Annotated in this window: 7 protein-coding genes; 6 read left to right on the plus strand and 1 reads right to left on the minus strand. The window is 71.0% G+C overall.

The window, feature by feature from the left end; translation table 11 throughout:
- The 6 genes from ACFWPJ_RS03050 to ACFWPJ_RS03075 all read left to right on the plus strand — a co-directional run.
- Positions 1-567: GMC oxidoreductase (locus ACFWPJ_RS03050; protein WP_378846382.1), on the plus strand; the 567-nt coding region annotated here is incomplete at its 5' end.
- 105 nt (positions 568-672) lie between these two features.
- Positions 673-2049, plus strand: coding sequence for a GAF domain-containing protein (locus ACFWPJ_RS03055; protein WP_378846385.1), 1377 nt, complete (start codon positions 673-675; stop codon positions 2047-2049).
- A 469-nt stretch (positions 2050-2518) separates the two neighbouring features.
- Positions 2519-20743: a non-ribosomal peptide synthase/polyketide synthase gene (locus tag ACFWPJ_RS03060; RefSeq protein ID WP_378846388.1), complete on the plus strand. Its 18225-nt coding sequence runs from the start codon at positions 2519-2521 to the stop codon at positions 20741-20743.
- Positions 20743-23829 (plus strand): AMP-binding protein, encoded by a 3087-nt coding sequence (locus ACFWPJ_RS03065; protein ID WP_378846391.1) that lies wholly within the window; start codon positions 20743-20745, stop codon positions 23827-23829. The genes ACFWPJ_RS03060 and ACFWPJ_RS03065 overlap by 1 nt, the downstream gene beginning before the upstream one ends.
- Positions 23829-24044, plus strand: coding sequence for an MbtH family protein (locus tag ACFWPJ_RS03070; protein ID WP_378846394.1), 216 nt, complete (start codon positions 23829-23831; stop codon positions 24042-24044). The genes ACFWPJ_RS03065 and ACFWPJ_RS03070 overlap by 1 nt, the downstream gene beginning before the upstream one ends.
- A gap of 40 nt (positions 24045-24084) precedes the next feature.
- Positions 24085-24696, plus strand: a complete 612-nt coding sequence (locus ACFWPJ_RS03075) for a Uma2 family endonuclease (protein ID WP_378846397.1) — start codon at positions 24085-24087, stop codon at positions 24694-24696.
- 29 nt (positions 24697-24725) lie between these two features.
- Here the strand turns inward: ACFWPJ_RS03075 and ACFWPJ_RS03080 are convergent.
- A partial coding sequence (locus tag ACFWPJ_RS03080) for a DUF1214 domain-containing protein (protein WP_378846398.1) occupies positions 24726-25409 on the minus strand: 684 nt, incomplete at its 5' end.

Consider the following 25409-nt stretch of genomic DNA (forward strand, 5'->3'; position numbering starts at 1 on the left):
GCACCGGTCGGCGCCTGGTGCACCGACCATCCGGAGATCGGTATCGAGTACCCGGGACCGGTGCCGGAATCGACAACGGTCGCGCTCGAATACGTCCTGGAACTCGACGACCTCGAGCTGCGTCCGTATACCCCCATGTTCACGCCCGGCCTGCGCAGGCTCGGCGTCGCGCTGATGACTCCGGCGGCGCCCGGCGAACTGACGCTCAGCTCGGCAGACCCGGCTGTCCCCGCCCATATCGACCAGGGCTATCTGCGCAGTGCCCGCGATCGCGACCGGCTGCGCGCCGGGGTCGAGGTCGCGGCCCGAGTGCTCGGCCTGCCGCTCGGCACCGTCGACGACACCTGGCTACGCGCGCATCTGGGGACGTCCCAGCATCTGTCGGGTACCTGCCGGATGGGCCCCGCCGGTGACCCGCGCGCCGTCGTCGACGAGTGCGGCCGCGTGCACGGCATCGAAAGCCTCACCGTCGCCGACCTGTCTGTGGTCCCGGTGCCGCTGCACCGTGGTCCGCAGGCCACGGTGGTGCTGCTGGCGGCACTGATAGCCGATCAGCATGCGGTGTGACGAAGTGACATTTGCTACCACAATGTGACCTGCGGGACAAACCCACACTTCCGGCGAAGCGGCCGATAGCTGCCCGGTACAGTTTGTAGCGGGAAAGAAAGGCAAATGGTCAGCAATCTCGCAGGTGGGCGGCCCCCACGGCAGGCGGCGGAGACGGGCGCACAGCTCGGCGCTCTGGAAGCCTATGCCGCACAGGCCCATGGTTTTCTCAGTGCCGGTGGTGAACAGCTGACCCAGCTGGCCGGCCTATTACGTCCGCTCGTTCTCGAGTCCTGGCTGCGCAGTGTGCGTAGCGGTATCGATCCGGCGGACGTCCTCGACAGTCGCGGTCTTCGTGGTGCCGATCTGGTGCGTTATCGGGATGCCCATCCCATCGCCGCCCTGATGCCACTGATCGACAAACTGCTGGTCCAGGACGCGGCGCGCGCCGGACTGATCGTGACGGTCGCCGACCAGTTCGGTCGGGTGCTGTCGGTGCACGGCCATCCCGAGCAGGTCGCGGCCGCCGCCGAGATCGGCGTGCGCGAGGGCGACGATCTCAGCGAACGCCGGATCGGCACGAACGCGGTCGGCCTCGTCGTGCGCACGGGCCGCGCGACCTGGATCCATGGACCCGAACATTTCCTCCATCGCATGCACCAGATCACCGGTGCGGCGGCGCCGGTGCACGAGCCGGACGGCCGGTTGATCGGTGTGCTGATGATTGCCGGCGGGATGCGGGTGGCCAAGCCTGAGATCCTCGCTCTGGTGAAAGCGGCGGCCACGGCGGCCGAGATGGATCTGGTCCTCCGGGCGATGCGCGCGGGCCGCGGCGGCGCGGCCGCGGAGCCGCAACGCACCGGCGACGCGGGCACCGACGCGGGACCGGCCCGGCTCGGGCTCGACGTGCTCGGCCTCGGACAGCCACAGCTGAGCGTGGCGGGGGAGCGGGTGCCGCTCTCGCAACGCCATGCCGAGATCCTGCTCCTGCTCACCGAGCATCCCGAAGGGCTTGGCGCCGATCACCTGGCGCTGCTGCTCGACGACACCGATCTGGACAACGGCACGATCCGCGCGGCGATGTCGCGCTTGCGGTCGGTGGTCGGCGCGACGGTCGTCGGATCGCGTCCATACCGTCTCCGGGTGCATGTCGCAACCGATGTGGAGGCGCTGCGGGCCGCGCTCGACTCCGGTGATATCGAATCCGCATTACGCTTGTACGCCGGTCCGGTGCTCCCGCGATCCTCGGCGCCCGGCATTTGCGACATCCGTGACGAGCTTCGCGTGCGGTTGCGCACCGCGGTGCTCGCTTCGGCCGATCCCGGCGTGCTACGCCGCTGGACAGCGTGCCCGGAAGGCCGTGACGACGCCGCCGCGTGGGCCGCGTACCGATCCACCGTCGACCGCGATTCGCCACTGTATGCGCAGATCGAGGCCAAGATCCGGGTGCTCGACCGGCGCCTCGGGGCCGATGCAACGCAGATGCAACGTTTCGGCTCATAGTCTCCGGTTCTGAAAGTGTGACAGCTCACACATCCGGTAGCGATGTGGCGTGGCACACACTGATGCCCTGGTCGTGGGCCACCCTCTGAACCGACTGGACGCTTGTTCGGTTTTTTTATCGGAAAAAGTTCCTTTTTATTAATCGACCGCCTAGTGTCTGCAATGCATGGACAGGCAGCCATGTGATGTAAGTGACAACGCTGAGGCGCGAGGTTCGAGCCGCGGCCGCGATGTTGGAGGAACGATCAACAGCTAGGCACCCCGCGACGGACGCGAACCGTCTGTCGCACCGACGACCGACCGGGTCGTCGATCTCGTCCACATGATCTGTCGGGGATCCTGCGCGAGTGCGGCGTCACGCCCACTGCGCTCATGCCGAATTTCTCGGTCTCACGGAGTACGCCAGGTGTCTTCGTCCTGCCCGAAAAACGTTCGGTCTGCTGTTTTTTCGCGATTCGAGGAGGCTCTGGTGCACGGTACGGAGTTGGGTGGGTTCAGCGCGCGACCACAGGAAGCGGAGGCCGCGTCGGCGCCGTTCCCGCTGACCCCCGCCCAGCTGGGTGTCTGGTACGCACAGCTGCTCGACCCCGACGTCCCGATCACCATCGCCCAGTACGTCGACGTCACCGGCGAGCTGGATGCCGCTGTGCTGCAACAGGTCACGGCCGAGGCGGCGCACGCCTACGGCTCCCCGCTGGTGCGCATCGGCGAATCCGACGGCGTCCCGTACCAGGTCGTCGACCACACCATCCCGGTCGAGACCGAGCTGCCGCTGATCGATCTGCGCCACCACGACGACCCGGTGGTCGCCGCGCACGAGTGGATGCGCGCGGAATTCGGCGCCCCGATCGACCTGCTCACCGACCGGCTGGTGGCGGGCGCGGTGCTGCGCGTCGGCGAGGCGCGCTGGTTCTGGTACCTGCGCGGACACCACATCGTGCTCGACGGCTACGGCGCCTTCACCAACTCCCAGCGCATCGCCGAGCTCTACACCGCGCGCATGCTCGGCACCCAGGCACGCGAGGTCGTGCCCGGTGACCTGGCAGAACTGGTCGAGGGCGAACAGCGCTACCGTGAGAGCACCCGGTTCGCGGGCGACCGCGAACACTGGGCGCAGCGCATCGCGGGCCTCGACAGCCCGACCGGGCTCGACACCCGCACCGCCCCGCGCGCCGCGATCAACCTGGTGACCGGCGGCCGTCTGTCGGAGAAGCTCGTTGAGCGGCTGGAAACCATTGCCGCCAGCGATGATTCGACCATCTCGGCGGTGCTGCTGGCTGCCTTCGCCGCCTACCTCGGCCGGCTCACCGACCGCCCGGACGCGGTACTGAGCCTGCCCGTCACCGCCCGCACCACCGCGGTGATGCGCCGCTCGGCGGGCATGCTGTCCAATATCGTGCCGCTGCGCCTGCCCACCGGCGCGGCGGGCGCCGCCACCACCTGGGGTGAGCTGCTGCGCGCGGCGCGGGTGGAGGTGGCCGGTGCGCTGCGTCATCAGCGCTACCGCGCCGAGGACATCCGCCGCGACGCCGAGGACGACGGCCGCCCCGCCCGGCGCGCGCTGTTCGGCCCGCTCGCCAACTTCATGCTCTTCCGCAGCGACCTCACCCTCGGCACCACCACCGGCCGCTACCGGGTGCTGTCCACCGGCCCGATCGAGGACCTGAGCCTCAACGTCTACTACGGCGACCGCGATCGCGTGCACGTCGACTTCGAGGCCAACCCCAACCTCTACGACGCCGACACCCTGGCCCGCCACCACAGCCGGTTCCTCGGCTTCCTCGAGCGCCTCTCGGCCGCCGACCTGGACACCTCGATCGCCGCCGTCGAGGTGGCGACCGAGCTGGAGTTGGAGGTCAGCACCAAGATCTGGAACGCGACCACCTTCGACGTCGAGGCCGCGCTGGCCGAGCGCGCGGTGGCCGCGGCGACGCTGCCCGCGCTGTTCGAGGCCCAGGTCGCGCGCACGCCCGACGCCGTCGCGGTGCGGATGGCGGGCGACAACGACGCGACCATGACCTACCGCGAGCTGGCGCAGCGGGTCAACCGGCTGGCCCGGCGCCTGCGCGCCGACGGCATCGGCCCGGAATCGCTGGTGGCGCTGAGCATTCGGCGTTCCCCCGAGCTGGTCGTCGCGATGTACGCGGTGCTCGCCGCGGGCGCGGCGTACGTGCCGATCGACCCGGATCATCCGGCCGAGCGCATCGCGCACATCCTCGGCACCGCCGCGCCGGCCGCCGTGCTGACCACCACCCGCGACGGTGCGCCCGGCGCCGACGCGCTGCCGGTGCTGGCCGTGGACGCCCTCGATCTCACCGGCTACGCCGACATCCCGCTGACCGACGCCGAGCGCACCGCGCCGCTGCGTCCCGGTCATCCCGCCTACGTCATCTTCACCTCCGGCTCCACCGGTCTGCCCAAGGGTGTCGCTGTCGAGCACGCCGCGATCGTCAACCGGCTGGTGTGGATGCAGCACACCTACCGGCTGCACGGCATCGACGTGGTGCTGCAGAAGACCCCGATGACATTCGACGTCTCGGTGTGGGAGTTCTTCTGGCCCTTGCAGATCGGCGCGACCCTGCTGCTCGCCGAGCCGGACGGTCACCGCGATCCCGGTTACCTGCGCCGGGTGATCGCCGAATACGGCGTCACCGTCGCGCATTTCGTACCATCGATGCTGGAAGCCTTTCTCGCCCAGCAGGAGATCGCCGAGCGAACGTCGCTGCGACTGGTCTTCGCCTCGGGCGAGGCACTGCCCGCCGCACTGGCGCAGCGGCTGCGGCTGCTCACCGGAGCGCGGCTGCACAATCTCTACGGGCCGACCGAGGCCGCCGTCGACGTCACCTTCCACGAGGTGAACGACGCCGACCGGGTCACGGTGCCGATCGGCGCGCCGGTGTTCAACACCCGGCTCCATGTTCTCGACTCGCGGCTGCGGCCGGTACCGGTCGGGGCTCCGGGTGAGCTGTATCTGTCGGGGGTACAGCTCGCCCGGGGCTATGTCGGACGTCCCGAACTCACCTCGGGCCGCTTCGTCGCCGACCTGACCGCGCCGGGTGCGCGCATGTACCGCACCGGTGACCTGGTGCGCTGGACGACCAACGGTGAACTGGAATACCTGGGCCGCACCGACTTCCAGGTGAAGCTGCGCGGTCTGCGGATCGAGCTCGGCGAGATCGAGGCCGTGCTCGAAGGCGTCGAGGGCGCGGTGCGCGCGGTCGTCGCGGTCCGCAGTGATTCCGGCGTCGGCGAACAGCTCGTCGCCTATGTCGTGGAATCCGAGCCGGGCACGGTCGCGGTCGAGCAGCTGCGGGAGGCGGCGCTGCGCGCGCTGCCCGGGTACATGGTGCCCGCCGCGTTCGTGCTGCTCGACGCCCTGCCGGTGAACGCCTCCGGCAAGCTGGACCGCAAGGCGCTGCCCGCGCCCGCCCGCGTCGTCGTCGCCTACGCCGAGCCGGTCGGCCCGGTGGAGCAGACGGTGGCCAGGGTGTTCGGCGAGGTCCTCGGACTCGACCGGATCGGCCGCGACGACGACTTCTTCGCGCTGGGCGGCAACAGCCTGGTCGCGACCCAGGTGGCGGCCCGGCTCGGCGCCGATCTCGGCTGCCGGCTCGGGGTGCGCGATCTGTTCGGCGCGACCACCCCCGCCCGGCTGGCCGCCGCGATCGCCGAGCGCGCCGATGCCGGGGTCTCGGCCCAGCTGCCGGTGCTCGCGGCGCGTCCGCGTCCCGCGCTCATCCCGCTCTCGCCCGCGCAGCAGCGGATCTGGTTCCTCAATCGTTTCGATCCGTCGGCACCCGGCTACAACATGCCGTTCGTGGTCCGGCTGCGCGGCACCGCGAATCTGTCCGCGCTCGTCGACGCGCTGACCGCCGTCGTCGGTCGGCACGAGGCGCTGCGCACCGTGTTCCCCGCGGTGGGCGTGCCCGGTAGCGAGGTGGCCGAGCAGGTCGTGTGCGACGCCGGGATCGTGCGGATCGGTGAGCCGACCACCGTCGCCGCCGCCGATCTGGACGCCGAACTCGCCCGATTCGCTTGCGCCGGGTTCGATCTCGAACGCGAAGCGCCCTTCCGTGCGCACATTTTCGTCGTCGCGGATGAACCGTACGAGTGCGCGCTCGCGGTCGTCTTACATCACATCGCGGCCGACGGTGTTTCGCTGCAGGTGCTGGTGCGCGATGTGCTCACCGCCTATCAGGCCGCCACCGCGGGCATCGAGCCCGGCTGGGCGCCGTTGAGCGTGCAGTACGCCGACTATGCCCTGTGGCAGCGGGAACTGCTCGGCGCGGAAACCGATCCGCGGTCGCTGGCCTCGCGTGAAATCGCTTTCTGGGAACGGACTCTGGCGGGTCTGCCCGATCAGCTGGAACTTCCGTCGGCGCGGCCGCGTCCGGTCGAGCCGAGCATGCGCGGCGCCCGGACCGGCTTCACCATCGGCGCGGGCCTGCACCGGCAGCTGTCCGAGCTGGCCAACCAGGCGGGCGCGTCGCTGTTCATGGTGCTGCACACGGCGCTGGCCGTGCTGCTGGCCCGGCTCGGCGGCACGACCGACATCGCGATCGGCACCGGCGTCGCCGGCCGCGGCGACCGGGCGATCGACGATCTGATCGGCATGTTCGTCAACACCCTCGTGCTGCGCACCGAGGTCGATCCGGCCGCGAGCTTCACCGCGGCACTGGAGCGCACCCGCGAGACCGACCTGGCCGCCTTCGCGCACGCCACGGTCCCGTTCGACCGGCTGGTCGACGTGGTCAACCCGGCCCGTTCGCAGGCCCGCCACCCGCTGTTCCAGGTGGCACTGAACTTCCAGGCCGTACTCGACACCAGCTTCGAACTCGGCGGCACCCCGGTGTCGGTGCACGAGATCGAACTCGACATCACCAAGTTCGACCTGCAGATCACCCTCGCCGAACGACGCGGCGCCGCAGGCGAACCCGCCGGCATCGAGGCGGTCATCCTCTACGCCACCGACCTGTTCGACGACGCCGAGATCGTCGACCTCGGCGCGCGTTTCGTGCGCCTGCTCGCCGCGGCCGTCGCCGCGCCCGAGACGCCGGTCGGCGACCTGCCGCTGCTGTCGGCGGCCGAACAGGCCCGCCTCACCGGCATGCGCGGCGCACCCGTCACCGCCACCGGTCTGCTCCCCGACCTCCTCGCTGCCGCCGTCGCGGCCGACCAGGATCGGGTCGCGGTCACCGACGGCGACCGCGGCCTCACCTACCGGGAACTCGACCGGGCGTCCTCGCGCCTGGCGCGGGTGCTCGTCGACGGTGGCGTCGGCCCCGATGACATTGTCGCGGTGGGTATTCCGCGTTCGATCGAGTCGGTGCTGGCCGTGTGGGCGATCGCCAAGGCCGGTGCTGCCTGGCTGCCCGTCGACCCGAGCTACCCGCTCGATCGGATCACCCATATGGTCACCGATTCCGGTGCGCGAGTGGGTCTTACGGTGTCCTCGGTGCAGGATGCGCTGCCCGGCCCCACCGACTGGCTGGTCCTCGACGAACTGAAGCTGATGGCCGACTGCGCCGCCCGCTCCAGCGATCCGGTCACCGACGCCGACCGGGTGCGCCCGCTGCGCGCCCAGCACCTGGCCTACGTCATCTACACCTCCGGCTCCACCGGCCTGCCCAAGGGCGTGCTGGTGACCCAGGCAGGTATCGCCGGGTTCGCCGCCGAGGAGACCGACCGCATGTTCGGCACCCCCGACGCGCGGGTGCTGCAGGTCGGGTCGCCCTCGTTCGACATCTCCGTGATGGAACTGCTGCTCGCGGTGAACTCCGCCGCCACCCTGGTGATCGCGCCGATGGGCCGCCACGTGGGCGCCGACCTGGCGCGGCTGCTGGCCGAGGAGCAGGTCACCCACGCCCTGATGACCCCGTCGGGCCTGGCGGTGCTCGATCCCGCGCAGCTCGACGACCTGCGCATGGTGATGGTCGGCGGCGAGGCCTGCCCGCCCGACCTGGTCGCCCGCTGGACCCAGGGCACCGTGCCCCGCGCCTTCGTCAACGCCTACGGCCCGTCCGAGACGACGGTCGCCACCAATATCAGCGCCCCGCTGTCCGCGCACGCTCCACTGACCCTCGGCACCCCGCTGCGCGGCATCGCCCAGTGGGTCCTCGACGACCGGCTGCGGCCGGTCCCCGCCGGCGTGCCAGGCGAGCTGTACGTCGCGGGTGCCCAGGTGGCCCGCGGCTACCGCAGCCGCGCCGCCCTCACCGCGGGCCGCTTCGTCGCCTGCCCGTGGGAGCCGGGTATGCGGATGTACCGCACCGGTGACCTGGTCCGCTGGACCGCCGAAGGCACCTTGGAATACCTGGGCCGCAACGACGACCAGGTGAAGCTGCGCGGCTTCCGCATCGAACTGGGCGAGATCGAAGCCGCGCTGCTCTCGCAGCCTGCGGTGCGTCAGGCCGTCGTGCTCGTGCGCGCCGATGAGCACCGTGGTGACCAGCTGGTCGCTTACTTGGTTCCGTCCAACGGAGACGCTGCTGCGCCGTGTGGAGCGGCCGAAGTGCGAGAAGCCGTGGGGCTCGCCGGAGTCGATGTCAATGCGAACGCTGTTGTGTCGCAAGAGGGTGTGGGGACGCCCGGTATCGGTGTCGAGGCAGTCGTAGTCACGCCGCGCGAGGGTGTGCAGCCGATCGAGGTCGATGTCGTGGCGATCGAGGCCGCGCTGCGTGGCTCGCTCGCCGCGCACATGGTGCCGTCGGCGTTCGTCGTGATCGACGCGCTGCCGCTTACCCCGAACGGCAAGCTCGATCGGCGCGCGCTGCCGGAGCCGGTGTTCGCCGCCCGTGCGTTCCGCGCGCCCGCCGCGGGTGCCGAGACCGTGGTGGCGCGGGTGTTCGGCGAAGTGCTCGGAGTGGAGCAGGTCGGCGCCGACGACGACTTCTTCGCGCTCGGCGGCAACTCGCTGGTCGCCACCCAGGTGGTCGCCCGCCTCGGCGCCGCGCTCGGTGTGACGGTGTCGCTGAAGGTGCTGTTCGAGGCGCCGACGGTCACCGCGCTCGCGGCCCGCCTCCGCGCGGGCGAGACGGCTGAGGCCCGCCTGCCGCTGGTGGCTGGGGAACGGCCGCACCGGATTCCGCTGTCCTATGCCCAGCAGCGCATGTGGTTCCTCAACCAGTTCGACGCGGATTCGGTGGCCGACAATATCGCCGCCGCGATCCGGCTGACCGGCGCGCTCGACCACGCCGCCATGACCGCCGCGGTCGCCGCGGTGTTCGCCCGCCACGAGGCGCTGCGCACCCGCTACCCGTCCGTCGACGGCATCCCGTTCCAGCAGGTGCTCGCCCCCGAGCAGCTGACGATCACGCTCGAGCCCGAAGCCGTCGACCCGGCCGCGCTCGGTGACCGGATTCGCGCCGTCGCCGCCGTGCCCTTCGCGGTCGACCAGGAACCGCCGGTGCGCCTACACCTGCTGCGCACCGGCGCCGACGAGCACGTCCTGGTCCTGGTGCTGCACCACATCGCCGCCGACGGCTGGTCGGTCGCCCCGCTCACCCGCGACGTGATGGTGGCCTACGCCGCCCACCTCGCCGGCGCCGCACCGCAATGGACCCCGCTGCCGGTGCAGTACGCCGACTTCGCCCTGTGGCAGCGCGCCGCGCTCGGCGCCGAGGACGATCCCGATTCGCCGATGGCGCGCCAGATCGATTTCTGGACAACCGAACTCGCCGATCTACCCGACCTGCTCGCCCTGCCGGCCGATCGTCCGCGCCCCGCGGTCGCCTCGGGCCGCGGCGCCCGCCACACCTTCGCCGTGCCCGCCGCGATCACCGACCGGCTGCGTGCGCTCGCCGCCGACACCCAGGCCTCGCCGTTCATGGTGCTGCACGCGGCATTCGCCACCACCCTGGCGAAACTGTCCGGCCAGCAGGATATTTCGATCGGCACGCCGGTGGCGGGCCGTGGCGATCAGGCGCTCGACGAGCTCGTCGGCATGTTCGTCAACACCCTCGTGCTGCGCACCCAGGTCCGTCCTGATGCCACCTTCGCCGAACTCGTCGGCACCGTCCGCGACGGTGATCTGCGCGCCCTGGCCAACACCGACGTCACCTTCGACCGGCTCGTCGAAGCGCTCAACCCCGAGCGCTCCACCGCCCGGCACCCGCTGTTCCAGGTGATGCTCGACTTCCAGAACACCTCCCAGACCGAACTCGAACTGGCCGGCCTCACCGCCTCCGAAATCGAGATCGACACCTACACGGCCAAATTCGACCTGCAGCTGACCCTGCGCGAGACCACCGACGGCCTGCTCGCCCGCTTCGAGTACGCCACCGACCTGTTCGACGCGCAGACCATCACAGATTTCGGTACCCGCCTGCTGCGGGTGCTGGATACGGTGACCGCCGATCCCAGCGTCGTGATCGGCGACATCGACCTCCTCGGCGCGGCGGAGCGCACCCGCATCCTCGACACCTGGAACGCCACCGCGTACCCGGTCGACGAGTCCATGACGCTGGCCTCGCTGTTCGCGGCACAGGCGGCGCGCACCCCGGGCGCGACCGCGCTGACCTTCGAAGAAGAATCGCTGGCCCACCCGTCGCCCGACCACCACCCCTCATCGAGTCACGCGGTGACGCTGACCTATGCCGAGTTCACCGAGCGGGTCAACCGGCTCGCGCGCCTGCTGATCTCGATCGGCGTCCGGCCGGACCGGACCGTGGCCATCGGCATGCACCGCTCGACGGATCTGGTCGTCGCCATGTACGCGGTGCTCGCCGCGGGCGGCGCCTACGTGCCACTGGACCCGGAACACCCGGCCGAACGCCTCGCCGATGTCATCGACGCGGCGGACCCGGTCTGCGTGCTCACCCGCTCGATCGACAGACTCGACCTGCCCGCACCGACTTCGGTTCCCGTGCTCGAGTTCGAGCAGCTCGACACCGCCGACTACCGGGCCGAGCCGATCACCGATGCCGACCGCCTCGCCACCCTCACCCCGGCCGATGCCGCCTACCTGATCTTCACCTCCGGTTCGACCGGCAAGCCCAAGGGTGTCGTCGTCTCGCATGCCGCGATCGTCAACCGCCTGGTGTGGATGCAGGACGCCTACCGCCTCACCGCCGCCGACACCGTGCTGCAGAAGACCCCGGCGACCTTCGATGTCTCGGTGTGGGAGTTCTTCTGGCCCTTGCAGATCGGCGCCCGGCTCGTGCTGGCCCGGCCCGACGGGCATCGTGACCCGGCCTACCTGGCCGACGTGATCGACGCCGAGTCGGTCACTGTCGCCCACTTCGTGCCGTCGATGCTGTCGGTGTTCGTCGCCGCTCTGGGCGCGTCCTCGACGGCGCTCGTCGACGACACGAACGCAGACGGAGTCTCGGCGAGCGTGCTCCCCGGGAACGCGACAACGGCCGGACGGTGCTCGTCGCTGCGCATGGTGTTCGCGTCCGGCGAGGCGCTACCACCCGCGCCCGCTCAGCTGTTGCGCCGGCTGACCGGTACGGCTGTGCACAACTTGTACGGCCCCACCGAGGCCGCGGTCGACGTCACCTTCCACGAGGTCGTCGATGCCGATGTCGTCACGGTGCCGATCGGTGAGCCCGTCCACAACACCCGCGTCTACGTGCTCGACGGGCGGCTGCGGCCGGTCCCGGTGGGCGTCCCCGGCGAGCTCTACCTCGCCGGCGCCCAGCTCGCCCGCGGGTACGCGGGTCGCGCCGACCTGACCGCCGACCGCTTCGTCGCCGACCCGTTCGCGGTGTCCGGTGCGGGGACTCCCGTGGGCTCGCGGATGTACCGCACCGGTGACCTGGTCGCCTGGACCGCCGACGGCGAGCTGGAATACCTGGGCCGCACCGACTTCCAGGTGAAGCTGCGCGGTCTGCGGATCGAGCTCGGTGAGATCGAGGCCGCGCTGGCCGGGCTGGACGAGGTCGCGCAGGCAGCGGTCGTCGTCCGCGACGATCTGCTGGTGGCCTATCTGGTCGCGGCGACGGACATCGACACCGATGCGGTGAAGGCCGCGCTCACCCGCACGCTGCCCGCCTACATGGTCCCCGCGGCGTTCGTCGAACTCGACGCGTTCCCGCTCAACGCCTCCGGCAAGCTCGACCGCAAGGCCCTGCCCGAGCCGGTCTTCGAAGCCGCCGTATTCCGCGCCCCGGTCACCGAGGTGGAGCGGATCGTGGCGACCGCGTTCGCCACCGTGCTCGGTTTCCCCGCCGACCGGGAAGTCGGCCTCGACGACGACTTCTTCGCCCTCGGCGGCAACTCGCTCAATGCCACCCAGGTGGCGGCCCGCCTCGGCGCCGCCCTCGACACCCAGGTGCCGGTGCGGCTGCTGTTCGACGCCCCGACCGTGGCCGCCCTGGCCGAACGGTGCGTCGCGCTGCGCGGCACCGGCCGTCGCCTCCCGCTCACCACTCGTGAACGCCCGCAGCGGATTCCGCTGTCCGCCGCGCAGCGCCGGATGTGGTTCCTCAACCGCTACCTCGCCGATGCCGACGGACCCGGCGACGCTGTCGACAACATCCCGGTCGCACTGCGCCTGTCCGGTGACCTCGACATCCCCGCTCTCGAAGCGGCCATCGCCGACGTGGTCGACCGGCACGAAACCCTGCGCACCAGCTACCCCGACGGCCCGGAGGGCGCCGAGCAGCTGATCGCCGACACCGCACGCCTCGAACTGCGGCCGGAGCCGGTGACCGAAGCGGAGCTGCCCGAACGCCTGCTGTCCTGCGCCGCGATCAGATTCGATCTCACGACCGAAATCCCGCTGCACGCGGCGCTGTTCGCGGTGGCCGATGAGCACGTGCTCGTGCTGGTGGTCCATCACATCGCCGCCGACGGCTTCTCGCTCGGCCCGCTGGCCGCCGACCTGATGACCGCCTACGCCGCGCGTCGCGACGGCGCCGCCCCCGCGTGGTCGCCGCTGCCGATCCAGTACGCCGACTACGCGCTCTGGCAAGACGAGAACCTCGGCGAGGCAACCGATCCCACCTCGCTGGCCTACACCCAGCTGGCGTTCTGGCGCCGCGGCCTGGCCGGTCTGCCGGAGCAGCTGGAGCTGCCGACCGACCGCCCCCGCCCCGCCGAGTCCAGCTTCCGTGGCGGCGTGCACCGGTTCCAGATCGACTCCGACCTGCACAGCGAACTGCGCGAGCTGGCCCGCAAGCACGAGGCCACCCTGTTCAGCACCGTGCACGCGGCGCTGGCGGTGCTGCTGGCCAGGCTCTCCGGCGGCAGCGACATCGCCATCGGCACCCCCGTCGCGGGCCGCGGTGAGGCCGCGCTCGACGGGCTGATCGGCATGTTCGTCAACACCCTCGTACTGCGCGGCCAGATCGACCCGCGCGCCGAATTCGAGACCACCCTCGACGCCGTGCGCGCCGGTGACCTCGACGCGCTCTCCCACGCCGACATCCCCTTCGAGCAGATCGTCGACGCGGTGGACCCGGCCCGGTCCCGCAACCGGCACCCGCTGTTCCAGGTGGCGCTGGTCCTGCAGAACTTCACCGTGCCCGCGCTCGAGGCCGCCGGGCTGAAGGTCGCGCCCGTCGACTTCGACGCCGCCGTCGCCAAGTTCGACCTGCAGTTCACCGTCCGCGAATCCGACGACGTCGACGGCCGCGCCGACGGCATGGCCATCGAAATCGCCTACGCCACCGACCTGTTCGACGCGGGCAGCATCGCGGTGCTGGCCCGCCGGTTCACCCAGGTGCTGGCCGCCGTCGTCGCCGACCCGACCGTCGTGGTCGGTGACATCCAGCTGCTCAGCGCCGAGGAACAGCAGCGCACCCTGCACGACTGGGCCACCACCGGCAGCTCGGTGACCTCGGACAGCGAGACCATTCTGGACCGGTTCGCCCAGGTCGCCGCCGCGAACCCGCAGGCCGTCGCGGTGAAGGCGGGTCGCGACGCCCTCACCTACGGTGAGCTCGACGCGTGGTCCAACCGTCTGGCCCGGCGTCTCGTCGGTGCGGGCGTCGGCCCGGAAACACTGGTGGCCGTTGCCCTTCCGCGTTCGGTGGAACTGGCGGTCGCGCTGCTGGCCGTGCTCAAGGCGGGCGGCGGCTACCTGCCGATCGACCCGAACTACCCGGCCGATCGCATCGAGTACGTCCTCGACGACGCCCGTCCGCTGTGCGCGATCGCCACCGCCGACACCGGGCTGGCCCGCGATTGGTTCGGCGGCCCGGTGCTCGACCCCGCCGTCGACACCCTGAGCGGCTACTCGGTCGCACCGCTGACCGACGCGGACCGCCGCGCGCCGCTGACCCCGGCGAACACCGCCTACGTCATCTACACCTCCGGCTCCACCGGTCGCCCCAAGGGCGTGGTGATCCCGCACTCGAATGTGCTCGCGTTGCTGGACAACAGCGCCCGCCACTTCGGTTTCGGCCCGTCGGACGTGTGGACGATGTTCCACTCCTACGCCTTCGACTTCTCGGTCTGGGAACTGTGGGGCGCGCTGCTGACCGGCGGCTCGGTGGTCCTGGTCGACTACTTCACCTCGCGTTCGCCCGAGCAGTTCCGCGAGCTGCTGCTCGCCGAGCGAGTGACCGTGCTCAACCAGACCCCGTCGGCGTTCTACCAGCTCGTCGCCGCCGATCTGGCTGTCGCGTCGCCGGAGGCGGTCGCGGAGGGTGCAGGGTCCTCGGGAGCGGTGCCGTCGGATACCGCGCCTGCCGACTACGCGCTGCGCGTGGTGATCTTCGGTGGCGAGGCGCTGGAACCGCAGCGGCTGTCGGGCTGGTTCGCCCGCTACCCGCACTCGCCGCGTCTGGTGAACATGTACGGCATCACCGAGACCACCGTGCACGCCTCCTACCGCGAGATCACGCCGGACACGGGTTCCGCCAGCGTTATCGGCAGTGCTCTCGCGGGACTGACTGTGCGCGTGCTGGATTCGCGCCTCCGTCCGGTCCCCGTGGGCGTGCCCGGTGAAATCTATGTCTCCGGTGCGCAATTGGCGCGCGGCTACCTCGCTCGTCCCGCGCTGACCGCGAGCCGGTTCGTCGCCGACGCGTACGGCGCGCCGGGCAGCCTGGCCTACCGCTCCGGTGACCTGGCGCGCTGGACCGCCTTCGGCGATCTCGAGTACCTGGGCCGGGCCGACCAGCAGGTCAACCTGCGCGGTTTCCGCGTCGAGCTCGGCGAGATCGAAGCCGCGCTGCTGAACAGCTCGGTGGCCCCGCGCGAGGTCGCGGTGCTGGTGCGCACCGACCTGGTCGACGAGCCACGGATCGTGGCGTATCTGGTCGCGGGCCCGGACACCGGTCGCATCGACGCCGCCGCCATCCGCCAGGAACTGGCCCGCACGCTGCCCGAGCACATGCTCCCGGCCGCGGTCGTGCCCGTCGAGCGCATTCCGCTGACCGTCAACGGCAAGCTGGACCGGGCCGCGCTGCCCGCACCGGTCTTCGAGACCACCGTCTACCGCAAGCCGGCCACGGTGAGCGAGGAGATCATCGCCGCGGTCTACGCCGAGGTGCTCGGCCGCACCGCCGCCGACGACCGGCCGATCGGCGCCGACGACGACTTCTTCGCCCTCGGCGGCAGCTCGCTACTCGCCGCCAAGGCGGTCGCCCGGATCGGCGCCGCGCTGGACCGGCGAGTCGGCGTGCGAACCCTGTTCGAGGCGCCGCGCGTCGGCGAGCTGGCCGCGGCCGTGGACGCCCAGGCGAAGGTCGACCGGCCCGCGCTGGTCGGCAGGGCCCGTCCCGAGCGGCTGCCGCTCTCGCCCGCGCAGCAGCGGATGTGGTTCCTCAACCGCTTCGACCGCGCCTCGGTGGCCTACAACATCCCGTTCGCGCTGCGCCTGTCCGGTGACCTCGATGTCGCCGCACTGCAAGCCGCGGTCGCCGATCTGGTCGCCCGCCACGAATCGCTGCGCACCGTGTACCCCGAGTTCGACGGCGCGCCAGTGCAGTCGATCATGACTGCCGCACAGGCGGTTCCGTCACTCGAGCCGATCACGGTCACCGAGGCCGAGCTGCCCGGCGCGATCCGCGACCTGGCCGCCACCACCTTCGACGTCACCGCCGAGATCCCGGTCCGGATGTGCCTGTTTCAGGTGGGCCTTACGGGGTCACGCACCGCCACCTCCGTCTCTGGACCTGGCGGAACCATCGCAGGCGAATTCGTGCTCGCCGCCGTCCTGCACCACATCGCCGCCGACGGCTCTTCGATCGCCCCGTTCGTCGCCGACCTGATGCGCGCCTACACCGCGCGCCTCGCCGACACCGCCCCCTGCTGGGCGCCGCCCGCGGTGCAGTTCGCCGACTACGCGCTGTGGCAGCGCGAGCTGCTCGGCGACGAAGCCGATCCGGAATCCTTTGCCGCCCAGCAAGTTGGCTACTGGCAGAACCAGCTGGCCGGCCTGCCCGATCAGCTGACCCTGCCGACCGACCGCCCCCGCCCGGCCCGGCAGAGCCTGCGTGGCGACAAGGTGAGCTTCACCGTCGACGCCGATCTGCACGCCGCGCTCGTCGCCCTCGGCCGTAGCGCGGGCGCCACGCTGTTCATGGTGGTGCACGCGGCCTTCGCCGCCCTGCTGGCCCGCCTCTCGGGTACGGCCGACATCGCCGTCGGTACCCCCAACGCGGGCCGCGGCGAAGCCGAGCTCGACGAGGTCATCGGCATGTTCGTCAACACCCTGGTGCTGCGCACCCGGGTCGCGGCCGACGCGCCCTTCACCGACCTGCTCGGCGCCGCCCGCACCGCCGACATCGCCGCGTTCTCGCACGCCGACGTGCCGTTCGAGCGCCTGGTCGAGGTCCTCAACCCGGCCCGCTCCACCGCCCGGCACCCGCTGTTCCAGGTCGGCTACTCGTTCCAGAACCACGAGCGCGGTCAGCTGGAGCTGCCAGGTTTGACCGTCTCGGACATCGAATTCGATTCCGGCGTCGCTCAATTCGACCTGCACCTGTTCGCGCTCGATCACTACACCACCGACGGCGCCCCCGCCGGTATCGAGATGGCACTGGGCTACGCGACCGACCTGTTCGACGCAGGCACGGCCGAACGGTTCGCCGATCAGCTGCGCCAGGTACTCGAATCCGTCACCGCCGCACCGGAAACCGTCATCGGCGATCTCGATCTGCTCGGCGCCGACCGCACCCTGGTCCTCGAGACCTGGAACGCCACCGCGCACCCGGTCGAGCGGACCACCCTGGCCGACCTCGGCGCCCGCCAGGCCGCCGCCACCCCGGCCGCACTCGCCCTGGTGAACGGCGAAACCGGAGAATCGCTCGACTACGCCGCCTTCGATGCCCGCGTCAACCGGATCGCCCGGCTGCTGATCGCCGAAGGCGTCGGCCCGGAAAGCACCGTCGTCCTGGCCATGCGGCGCGGCCTCGACCTCGTGATCGCCATGCACGCCGTCGTGCGGGCGGGCGGCGCGTACGTTCCGATCGACCCCGATCACCCGGTCGACCGGATCGCCTACATCATGTCGACCGCAGCCCCGTTATGCGTGCTCACCACGGCCACCGACGGCCTGCCGATCACCGTGGACGTGCCGGTGTTCGAACTGGACCACCGTGCACTGGAAGGACTCTCGGACCACCCGGTCACCGATGCCGAACGCATCGCACCGCTGCGCCCCGAGCACCCCGCCTACGTGATCTTCACTTCCGGCTCGACCGGCCTGCCCAAGGGCGTCACCGTGCCGCACGCGGCGATCGTCAACCAGCTGGCCTGGCTACACGACCGCTTCACCATGACCGGCACCGACCGCGTCCTGCTGAAGACCCCCGCCACCTTCGACCTGTCGGTATGGGAGTTCTGGTCCCCCCTGACCTCCGGCGGCGCACTGATCGTCACCCGCCCCGGCGACGAACGCGACCCGGATCGCCTGCGCGCCACCATGACCCGCCACGGTGTGACGGTCCTGCACGCGGTCCCCTCGCTGGTCGGCATGCTGCTGGCCACCGAAGCCGGCCTGCCGGATTCGCTCCGCGCCGTGCTCGCCATCGGCGAAGCGCTACCCGCCGCCACGGCCACCCAGTTCCGCGCCAGCGGCACCACGGCCCGCCTGCACAACCTGTACGGGCCGACCGAGGCGGCAGTGTCCATCACCGAATACGAAGTGGCACAGGACTCCACGCACGCGGTACCGATCGGCACCCCCGCCTGGAACAGCGCCCTCTACGTCCTCGACGCCCGCCTTCGCCCGGTGCCGGTCGGTGTCGCCGGCGAGCTGTACCTGGCCGGTGAACAACTGGCGCGCGGTTACCACGGCCGCCAGGCCCTCACCGCCGACCGTTTCGTCGCCAGCCCGTTCGGGGTTCCCACAGGTGACGTCTCGGCGGGTTCCCGGATGTACCGCACGGGCGACATCGTCCGCTGGCGTGCCGATGGCACCCTCGAATACCTCGAGCGCGCCGACTTCCAGGTGAAGATCGGTGGGTTCCGGATCGAGCTCGGCGAGGTCGAGACGGCATTGCTGCGCTGCGCCGATGTCCGTGCAGCGGTCGCGGTCGCCAAGACCGACGAGCGGGCAGGTTCGCGCCTGATCGCCTACGCCGCTGTCGCCGATCTGACTCCCGGCGACGAGCCGGCGATCGCGGCCCGGCTGCGGGGCGAACTCGCCGGTGAGCTGCCCGCGTACATGGTGCCCGCGGCACTGGTCGTGCTCGATGCGTTGCCGCTCAATGCCAACGGCAAGGTCGACCGGGCTCGGCTACCCGAACCGGAGTTCGCCGAGGCGGCCTTCCGTGCACCGGTCACCGCGACCGAACAGCTGGTCGCGCAGACCTTCGTCGAGGTGATCGACTGCGCGAGCGCCGGTCTGGACGACGACTTCTTCGCCCTCGGCGGCAACTCGCTGATGGCGACCCGCCTGGCAGCCAGGCTCGGCGCCGCGCTGGGCGCGCAGGTGCCGGTCGCCGCGGTGTTCGACGCCCCGACCGTGGTCGCGCTGGCCGAACGGCTCGGCAGCATCGACCGCTCGGTCGCCCGTCCGCCGCTGACCCGGCGCACCGGTGACGGTCCCGCGGTGCTCTCGCCCGCGCAGCAGCGCATGTGGGTGCTGCACCAGCTCGCACCCCAGTCGGCGGCCTACCACATCCCGGCCGCCATCCGGCTCACCGGCGACCTCGACCTGCCCGCCCTGCAATCGGCGGTTGGCGACCTGCTGGCCCGCCACGACACCCTGCGCACCCGTTACCCCGATACGGCGGCGGGCCCGGTCCAGCAGGTGATGCCGGCCTGGTCCGCAGCGGTCGAGCTGACGCCGATCCCGGTCGCGCCCGCGGATGTCGAGGCGAGGATCGCGGCCCTGGTCGCGCAGCCCTTCGACATCACGGCCGCACCGCCGGTCCGGGTGGCGCTCTACGGCCTCGGCAAAGCGTCCGATGGCGCCACTTCCGAGGGCTCTCCGTGGTCGCCTTCCGGTGCCGCCGAGCCCGCCGGTCGTGGCGCGGGCGATTACGTCCTCGTCGTCGTGGTGCACCACATCAGCGCCGACGGCTACTCCATCGCCCCGCTCACCCGGGACCTGGTGCGCGCCTATGTCGATCGCACCGAAGGACGCGAACCGGGCTGGGCGCCAATGGAGATCCAGTACAGCGATTTCAGCGCCTGGCAGCACGAGCTGCTCGGCACCGACAGCGACCCGGACAGCGTGCTCACCCAGCAGCTGACCTACTGGACCCGCGAACTGGCTGGTGCGCCCGAACTGCTCGCGCTACCCACCGATCGCCCCCGTGCCACCCGGCGTGAGATGCGCGGCGCGGCAGAGCAGTTCGAGGTCGACGCGGAGCTCACCCGCCGTCTCGACGAGGTCGCCCGCGCCAACGGAACCACCCTGTTCACGCTGGTGCACAGCGCCTTGGCGGTGCTGCTTGCCAAGCAGTCCGGCAGCGCCGACATCACCATCGGCGCCCCGGTGGCGGGCCGCGGCGCCCGCGAACTCGACGACCTGGTCGGCATGTTCGTCAACACCGTCGTCCTGCGCACCGAGGTGGACTCGCGAGCGCCGTTCACCGACCTGCTCGCCCAGGCCAGACGACGTGACCTCGCCGCCATCGCGCACGCCGACGTCCCGTTCGAGCAGGTCGTCGATGCCATGGGCCGGGCCCGCTCGGGTGCCTATACCCCGCTGTTCCAGGTGATGCTCACCTTCCAGAACATGCCGCCGGGCGGCATCGAACTACCCGGGCTACACGTGCAGACCCTGGACCCCGGACTCGGCGAAGCCAAGTTCGACCTGCACCTGACCGCCCTGCAGCGCTACGACGCCGACGGCGCACTCGACCGTCTCGACGTGCATTTCGGTTACGCCACAGATCTTTTCGACGCATCCACCATCCGGGTACTGGCGGAACGGTTCCGCAAGGTCCTCGCGGCCGTCGCGGCCGACCCGGCCGTGGTGGTGCGGGCGATCGACGTGCGCACCGACGCGGAGCAGACACCGCGTCCGCGCACTTACACCATTGCCGATCTGCCGGGCCTCGTCGGCTCGGCGGCCCGGCTCGCGCCGGCGACCGTGGCATTCGCCCACGGCGAGCACGCCATCTCGTTCGCGGCCCTCGACGCCAAGCTCACCGCGGTGGGCAAGGCGATGGGCGCCGCGATGAAACCCGAAGCGCTGGTGAACGTCGCGCTGGCCGGGCTGGTGCCCGGCGTGCTCGCCGCACTCGGCGCGTCCGGACTCACCACCACTTTGCAAACACTGGTGACCGATGCCGCCGCGGTGATCGCCGGGTCGGGGTCGGCTGACGACACGGAAGGACAACTCTGATGTCGCACACGGAATCGGTCACGGCCGCTGTCTCGATCGACGCGCTGCTGCGTGACCCCGAGGACGAGCGCAGGCGTGACCCGGCGACGTTGCTCGCCGCTTTCACCACCCAGCTCCGCCACGACCCCGACGCGATCGCGGTGCGTGACGGCGCGACCGAGCTCAGTTACGGCGAGCTCGGCGAGCGGGTCGACGCGCTGGCGGCCTGCCTGGCCGCCCGCGGCGTCGGACCGGAAACCACCGTCGCGGTGTCGCTGCCGCGCTCGGCCGAGCTGGTCGTCGCCGTGCACGCGGTGATCGCCGCGGGCGGCGCGTTCGTCCTGCTCGACCCGGACGCACCCGCCGACGTGCGGCAGCGCACGGTGTCGCTGGCCGCGCCCGTGCTGATGATCACCGCGCCGGGCACACCCCATCCGAACGGTGTCCCGACGCTGGCGATCGATACCGAACCCGTCGGTGACATCGCGGCCGACGAGCTACCGGGGCCGGGCGCGGACAACCCCGCCTACCTCGTGGTCGATGTGGCCGCCGCGAGCGCGGTCGTCATCGGACATCGTGCCGCACAAGCAAATTCGGTGTGGCGGCAGCGGCTCTGCGGCGTCGGCCCCGGAGACGCCGTCCTCTGGCACGCGCCGCTGACCGGTCAGGCGACGGTGGGGGAGCTGCTGCTCGCCCTGCAGACCGGCGCCACCGTCGTCCTCCCGACGAGCGACTCCCTGGCCCGCTCGATCTCCGAGACCGGTGTCACCGCGGCCTGTTTCGATCCCGATCAGCTCGCCGCGCTCGCCGCACTGCCCGATGCCGAGGAGCGCCTCGATTCCCTGCGCATCGTGCTCAGCTGCGGCGCGCCGCTGCCCGCCAAGACCGCCGCCGCCCTGCGTGCCGTGAGCGGCGCGACCCTGTGGCACGTCTACGGCAGGCCCGAGACCGCGGGCGAGGTCGTGGCCCACGAGGTCACCGGCGCCGACCTCGAGGTGGTGCCGCTCGGCTCGGCCGCCGACGACGTCGAACTGCTGATCCTCGACGAGCACCTGTGCCCGGTCCCCGACGGTGAAGTCGGCGAACTCTACGTCTCCGGTGTGCAACTGGCGCGCGGCTACCTCGGCAGGCAGGCCACCGCGGCCACCTTCCTGGCCAACCCGATCGGCCCGGTCGACGACCGGATGTTCGCCACCGGCGACCTCGTGCGCCGCAGGCCGCCGGGCGACGGCTGGACCGCGGAACTCGAGTTCGTCGGCCGCGTCGACGACCGCGACCAGCCCGCGACGGACACACCGCGCCTGGGCGGGCTCCCCGGCGAACTGCTGCTCGACGAGTTCGAAGCGCAGGCCGCCGCGACCCCTTTCGACCCGGCGGTCGTGTACACCCCGAGCACGGGTGACCCGGCCTCGATCATCACCTACGGCGACCTGGACCGGCGCACCAATCAGCTGGCCCGGCACCTGACCGCGCTCGGCATCGGGTCGGAATCGGCCGTGCTCGTCGATGTTCCGCGCTCGGTGGAGTTGATCGTCGCGATGTACGCCGTCCTCAAGGCGGGCGGAGCCGTCGTACCCGTCGCGACGGCCGTCTTACCGCCGGTCGCGAACCCCGCACTGGTGCTGACCGTGCGCGACCGCGATCACGTGGCGCTGTACGACATTCCGGCCGTCGTCATCGACGAGGTGCCGCTGGCCGCCTACTCCGACGAACCGATCACCCGCGCCGAACGCCGCGCGCCGGTGCTGCCGGAGCATCCCGCGTTCGTGCTGTACCCGCACGGCGCGACCCAGGGCATCACGATCAGCCACATCGCCGCGGTGCACCGGCTGACCGGCATCCAGGGCCGCCATGCCTTCGCCAACCGCGACGTCTACCTGCATCAGGCCGCCATCGGTGAGGTCACCGAATGGCACGGCTATGTGCTGCCGTTGCGGGTCGGCGCGACCGTCGTCCTCACCGAACCACCCGATCCGGTGCGGTTAGCCGGCCTGGTCGCCGACTACGGCGTGACCGCGGCCGACTTCACCCCGCAGCGCCTGGCCGCCTTCACCGAGCACGTCCACCGGGCAGGCCTGCGCGCCGAGATCGCCTCGCTGCGCAGCGTCGTCGTTCTCGGTGCGCCGCTCACCGCGGCCGAGGTCCGTGCCTTCGGCGCGGTGACGGGCGCCCGGCTGCACCACGACTACGGCCGGGCCGAGGCCACCGTCACCCTCACCTATCCGGCCGCGCCGCGCACCGACACCCCCGAGCCACCCGCCGTGCGGGTCCGCGAATGGAACCGCCGCGTCTACGTGCTCGACCGGCGCCTGCGGCCCACCAGCCCCGGCGTCGCGGGCGAGCTGTACCTGTCCGGCGCGCAACTGGCCCGCGGTTATCGAGACGACCCGGTGGCCACCGCCGATCGTTTCGTGTCCAACCCGTTCGGGATCCCCGGCGAACGCATGTTCCGCACCGGTGAGCTGGCGCGCTGGGAAATCGACGGCACCACAGCGGCATTGGTTCGACTCGGTACCGCCGACTCACTGAAATCGTCCGCACTGGAATCGATCCTGGGTCGCGGTGCGAGCATGCGCGCCCGGATCGGCGCCGGGATCGGCGCGCGGATCGCCGAATTGTCCCGCAGGCACGCGGTCCCGCCGTTCGCGGTGGTCCGGGCCGCGATGACGGTCATGCTCGCCTGGCAGGCAGGAACCGCCGTCGCCGGCGCCACCACCCTCTCCGAAATCCTCTGCGCCGAACCAGATCCCGTGGTCGCCTCGGCCACCGCCGCCACCAGCGAATCGTGCGCGGTCACCGGCCCGCTGGGCGAGGTGACACTGAGCTACCTCGACACCGGCACGTTCGACGTCCCCGGCCTCGAACTCACCGCGATGCGCTTCGACGGCTCGACCGTGGCCGACGGCGTGCACTTCATCGTCTCCGCCAGCGCCGACCCCGACGGCAACCTCGGCCTCGAAATCGAATACAGCACCGACCGTTTCGACGACCACACCGCCGCCGCCCTGCTGCGCCGCTTCTCCCGCGCACTCGGCCTGCTCACCGCCGACCCCGACGCTCCGAGCGACTCCTTCGACCTCAGCACCCCCGCCGAAAGGAAAATCTGATGAGCAACCCGTTCGACGACGAGAACGCCCAGTTCTACGTCCTGGTCAACGCCGAAGGCGAACATTCCCTCTGGCCCACCTTCGCCGCCGTCCCCGGCGGCTGGACCGTCGCCTTCGGCGCCGCCACCCGCACCTCCTGCCTCCACTACGTCGAAGCCCACTGGCTCGACATGCGCCCCAACTCCCTCATCGCCGCCATGGCCAACGAGAGCTGACCTTCCGTCATCGGCGGCGACGCATGGCTAGGATCGGGAGGTGACCGTCAGCCACCCGCAGTCCGCGCCGATTTCCTGGGAAGAGTTCCTCGGACTCGACGAGGAACTGCGCCGTGACATGGAGCTGGTCGACGGCTATCTGGTCCCGCGCGAGCAGCGCAGCCGCAACCATCAGAAGATCGGCACCCGGCTGGCGAATGCGCTGGAACGGGCCGCGGTCGCCGAAATGCGCCGTGATGGTGGGGGATCGTGCTTCGAGACGAACACCGAGGTGGATGTCCTGCTGTGGGAGGTGCCGCCGACTGTCCGTAAACCGGACGCGATTGTGCACCGCTGCCTGCCCGAATACGAGCAGTTGACCGCAGCGGATTGTTTGATCGCGGTCGAGGTGCTGTCGACCTGGTCGGCTCGTCGTGACCGGGTGCACAAGATGAGCGACTACGCCGATGCGGGGATCCCGCACTATTGGCTGGTGAGTTTCGACAAGGTTGGTGCGCTGACGATCGAACGGTATGCGCTCTCCGCCGCGACGGGGCCCTACACCCATATCGGGACAGTGCATCGGGATATGGGACCGGTCGCGGTCAGTGTGTCGGACCCGTTCCCCATCGAGCTGGGTTGGCGCGAGTTGGAGATCACGCCACCGGAGTAGGCGGGCCGGCGAATCATGGGGGAATCGGCTCAATCGGCGGGGGTCATCGGTGGCGGTTGCCAGGTGCCGTCGATGGCTGCTTCTTTCGGGGCGTAGAGGCGCAGGGTGAGGGAGAAGTCGCCGGTGGGCGTGATGGGGAGCCAGTGTCCGTCAGGGACGCGGGGGCGTGGGTCCTCGTATTGGAGGGCGATCTCGATCGAGCCGTCGGGTGCGGCGACGGGTGGGGGGATGTGTCCTACGGAGTAGATCTCGTACGGGTTGGGGATCAGGAAGCCCTGCGAGTCGTAGGCGGTGATGGAGGCGAAGGCCGATACCGGCGGCCATTGGTCGCGGGCGAAGCGGATGCGATAGCGCAGGGGGCGGCCCTGGTCGTCGGTCGCGGGCGCGGACCGGAGCGTCGCGTAGAGGACGTCGCGGGTCGGGGCAAGGCCGGGGGAGCGCATGGCGACGGACGCGCGGCGCAGGTAGTCGGTGCCGAAGGAGCCAGGGTGGATCGGAATCTCCCAGCCGTTGACGTGCCGGGCGTCCGGGTCTAGCCAGTCGGCGATCCGGCGGTTTGCCTGGCGCACGGCCTCGTCGAGCACGGCGGCGGGCTGACCCTCGACGGTGCCACCCGGCCGCACCCCGATCACGGCGAGCTCCCGCATCAGTGGGGCGTCGTCGGGGGGCCGCGGGGTGGGGAGCGAGTGACGGCCCCCGCGCGCGAGGGGTGG

It is taken from the genome of Nocardia sp. NPDC058497 (genome assembly GCF_042720195.1).
Lineage (GTDB): Bacteria > Actinomycetota > Actinomycetes > Mycobacteriales > Mycobacteriaceae > Nocardia.

Coding starts and splice junctions, on each gene's coding strand:
- ACFWPJ_RS03070 (WP_378846394.1), top strand. CDS start 23,829: ATGAGCAACCCGTTCGACGACGAGAACGCCCAGTTCTACGTCCTGGTC.
- ACFWPJ_RS03055 (WP_378846385.1), top strand. CDS start 673: ATGGTCAGCAATCTCGCAGGTGGGCGGCCCCCACGGCAGGCGGCGGAG.
- ACFWPJ_RS03065 (WP_378846391.1), top strand. CDS start 20,743: ATGTCGCACACGGAATCGGTCACGGCCGCTGTCTCGATCGACGCGCTG.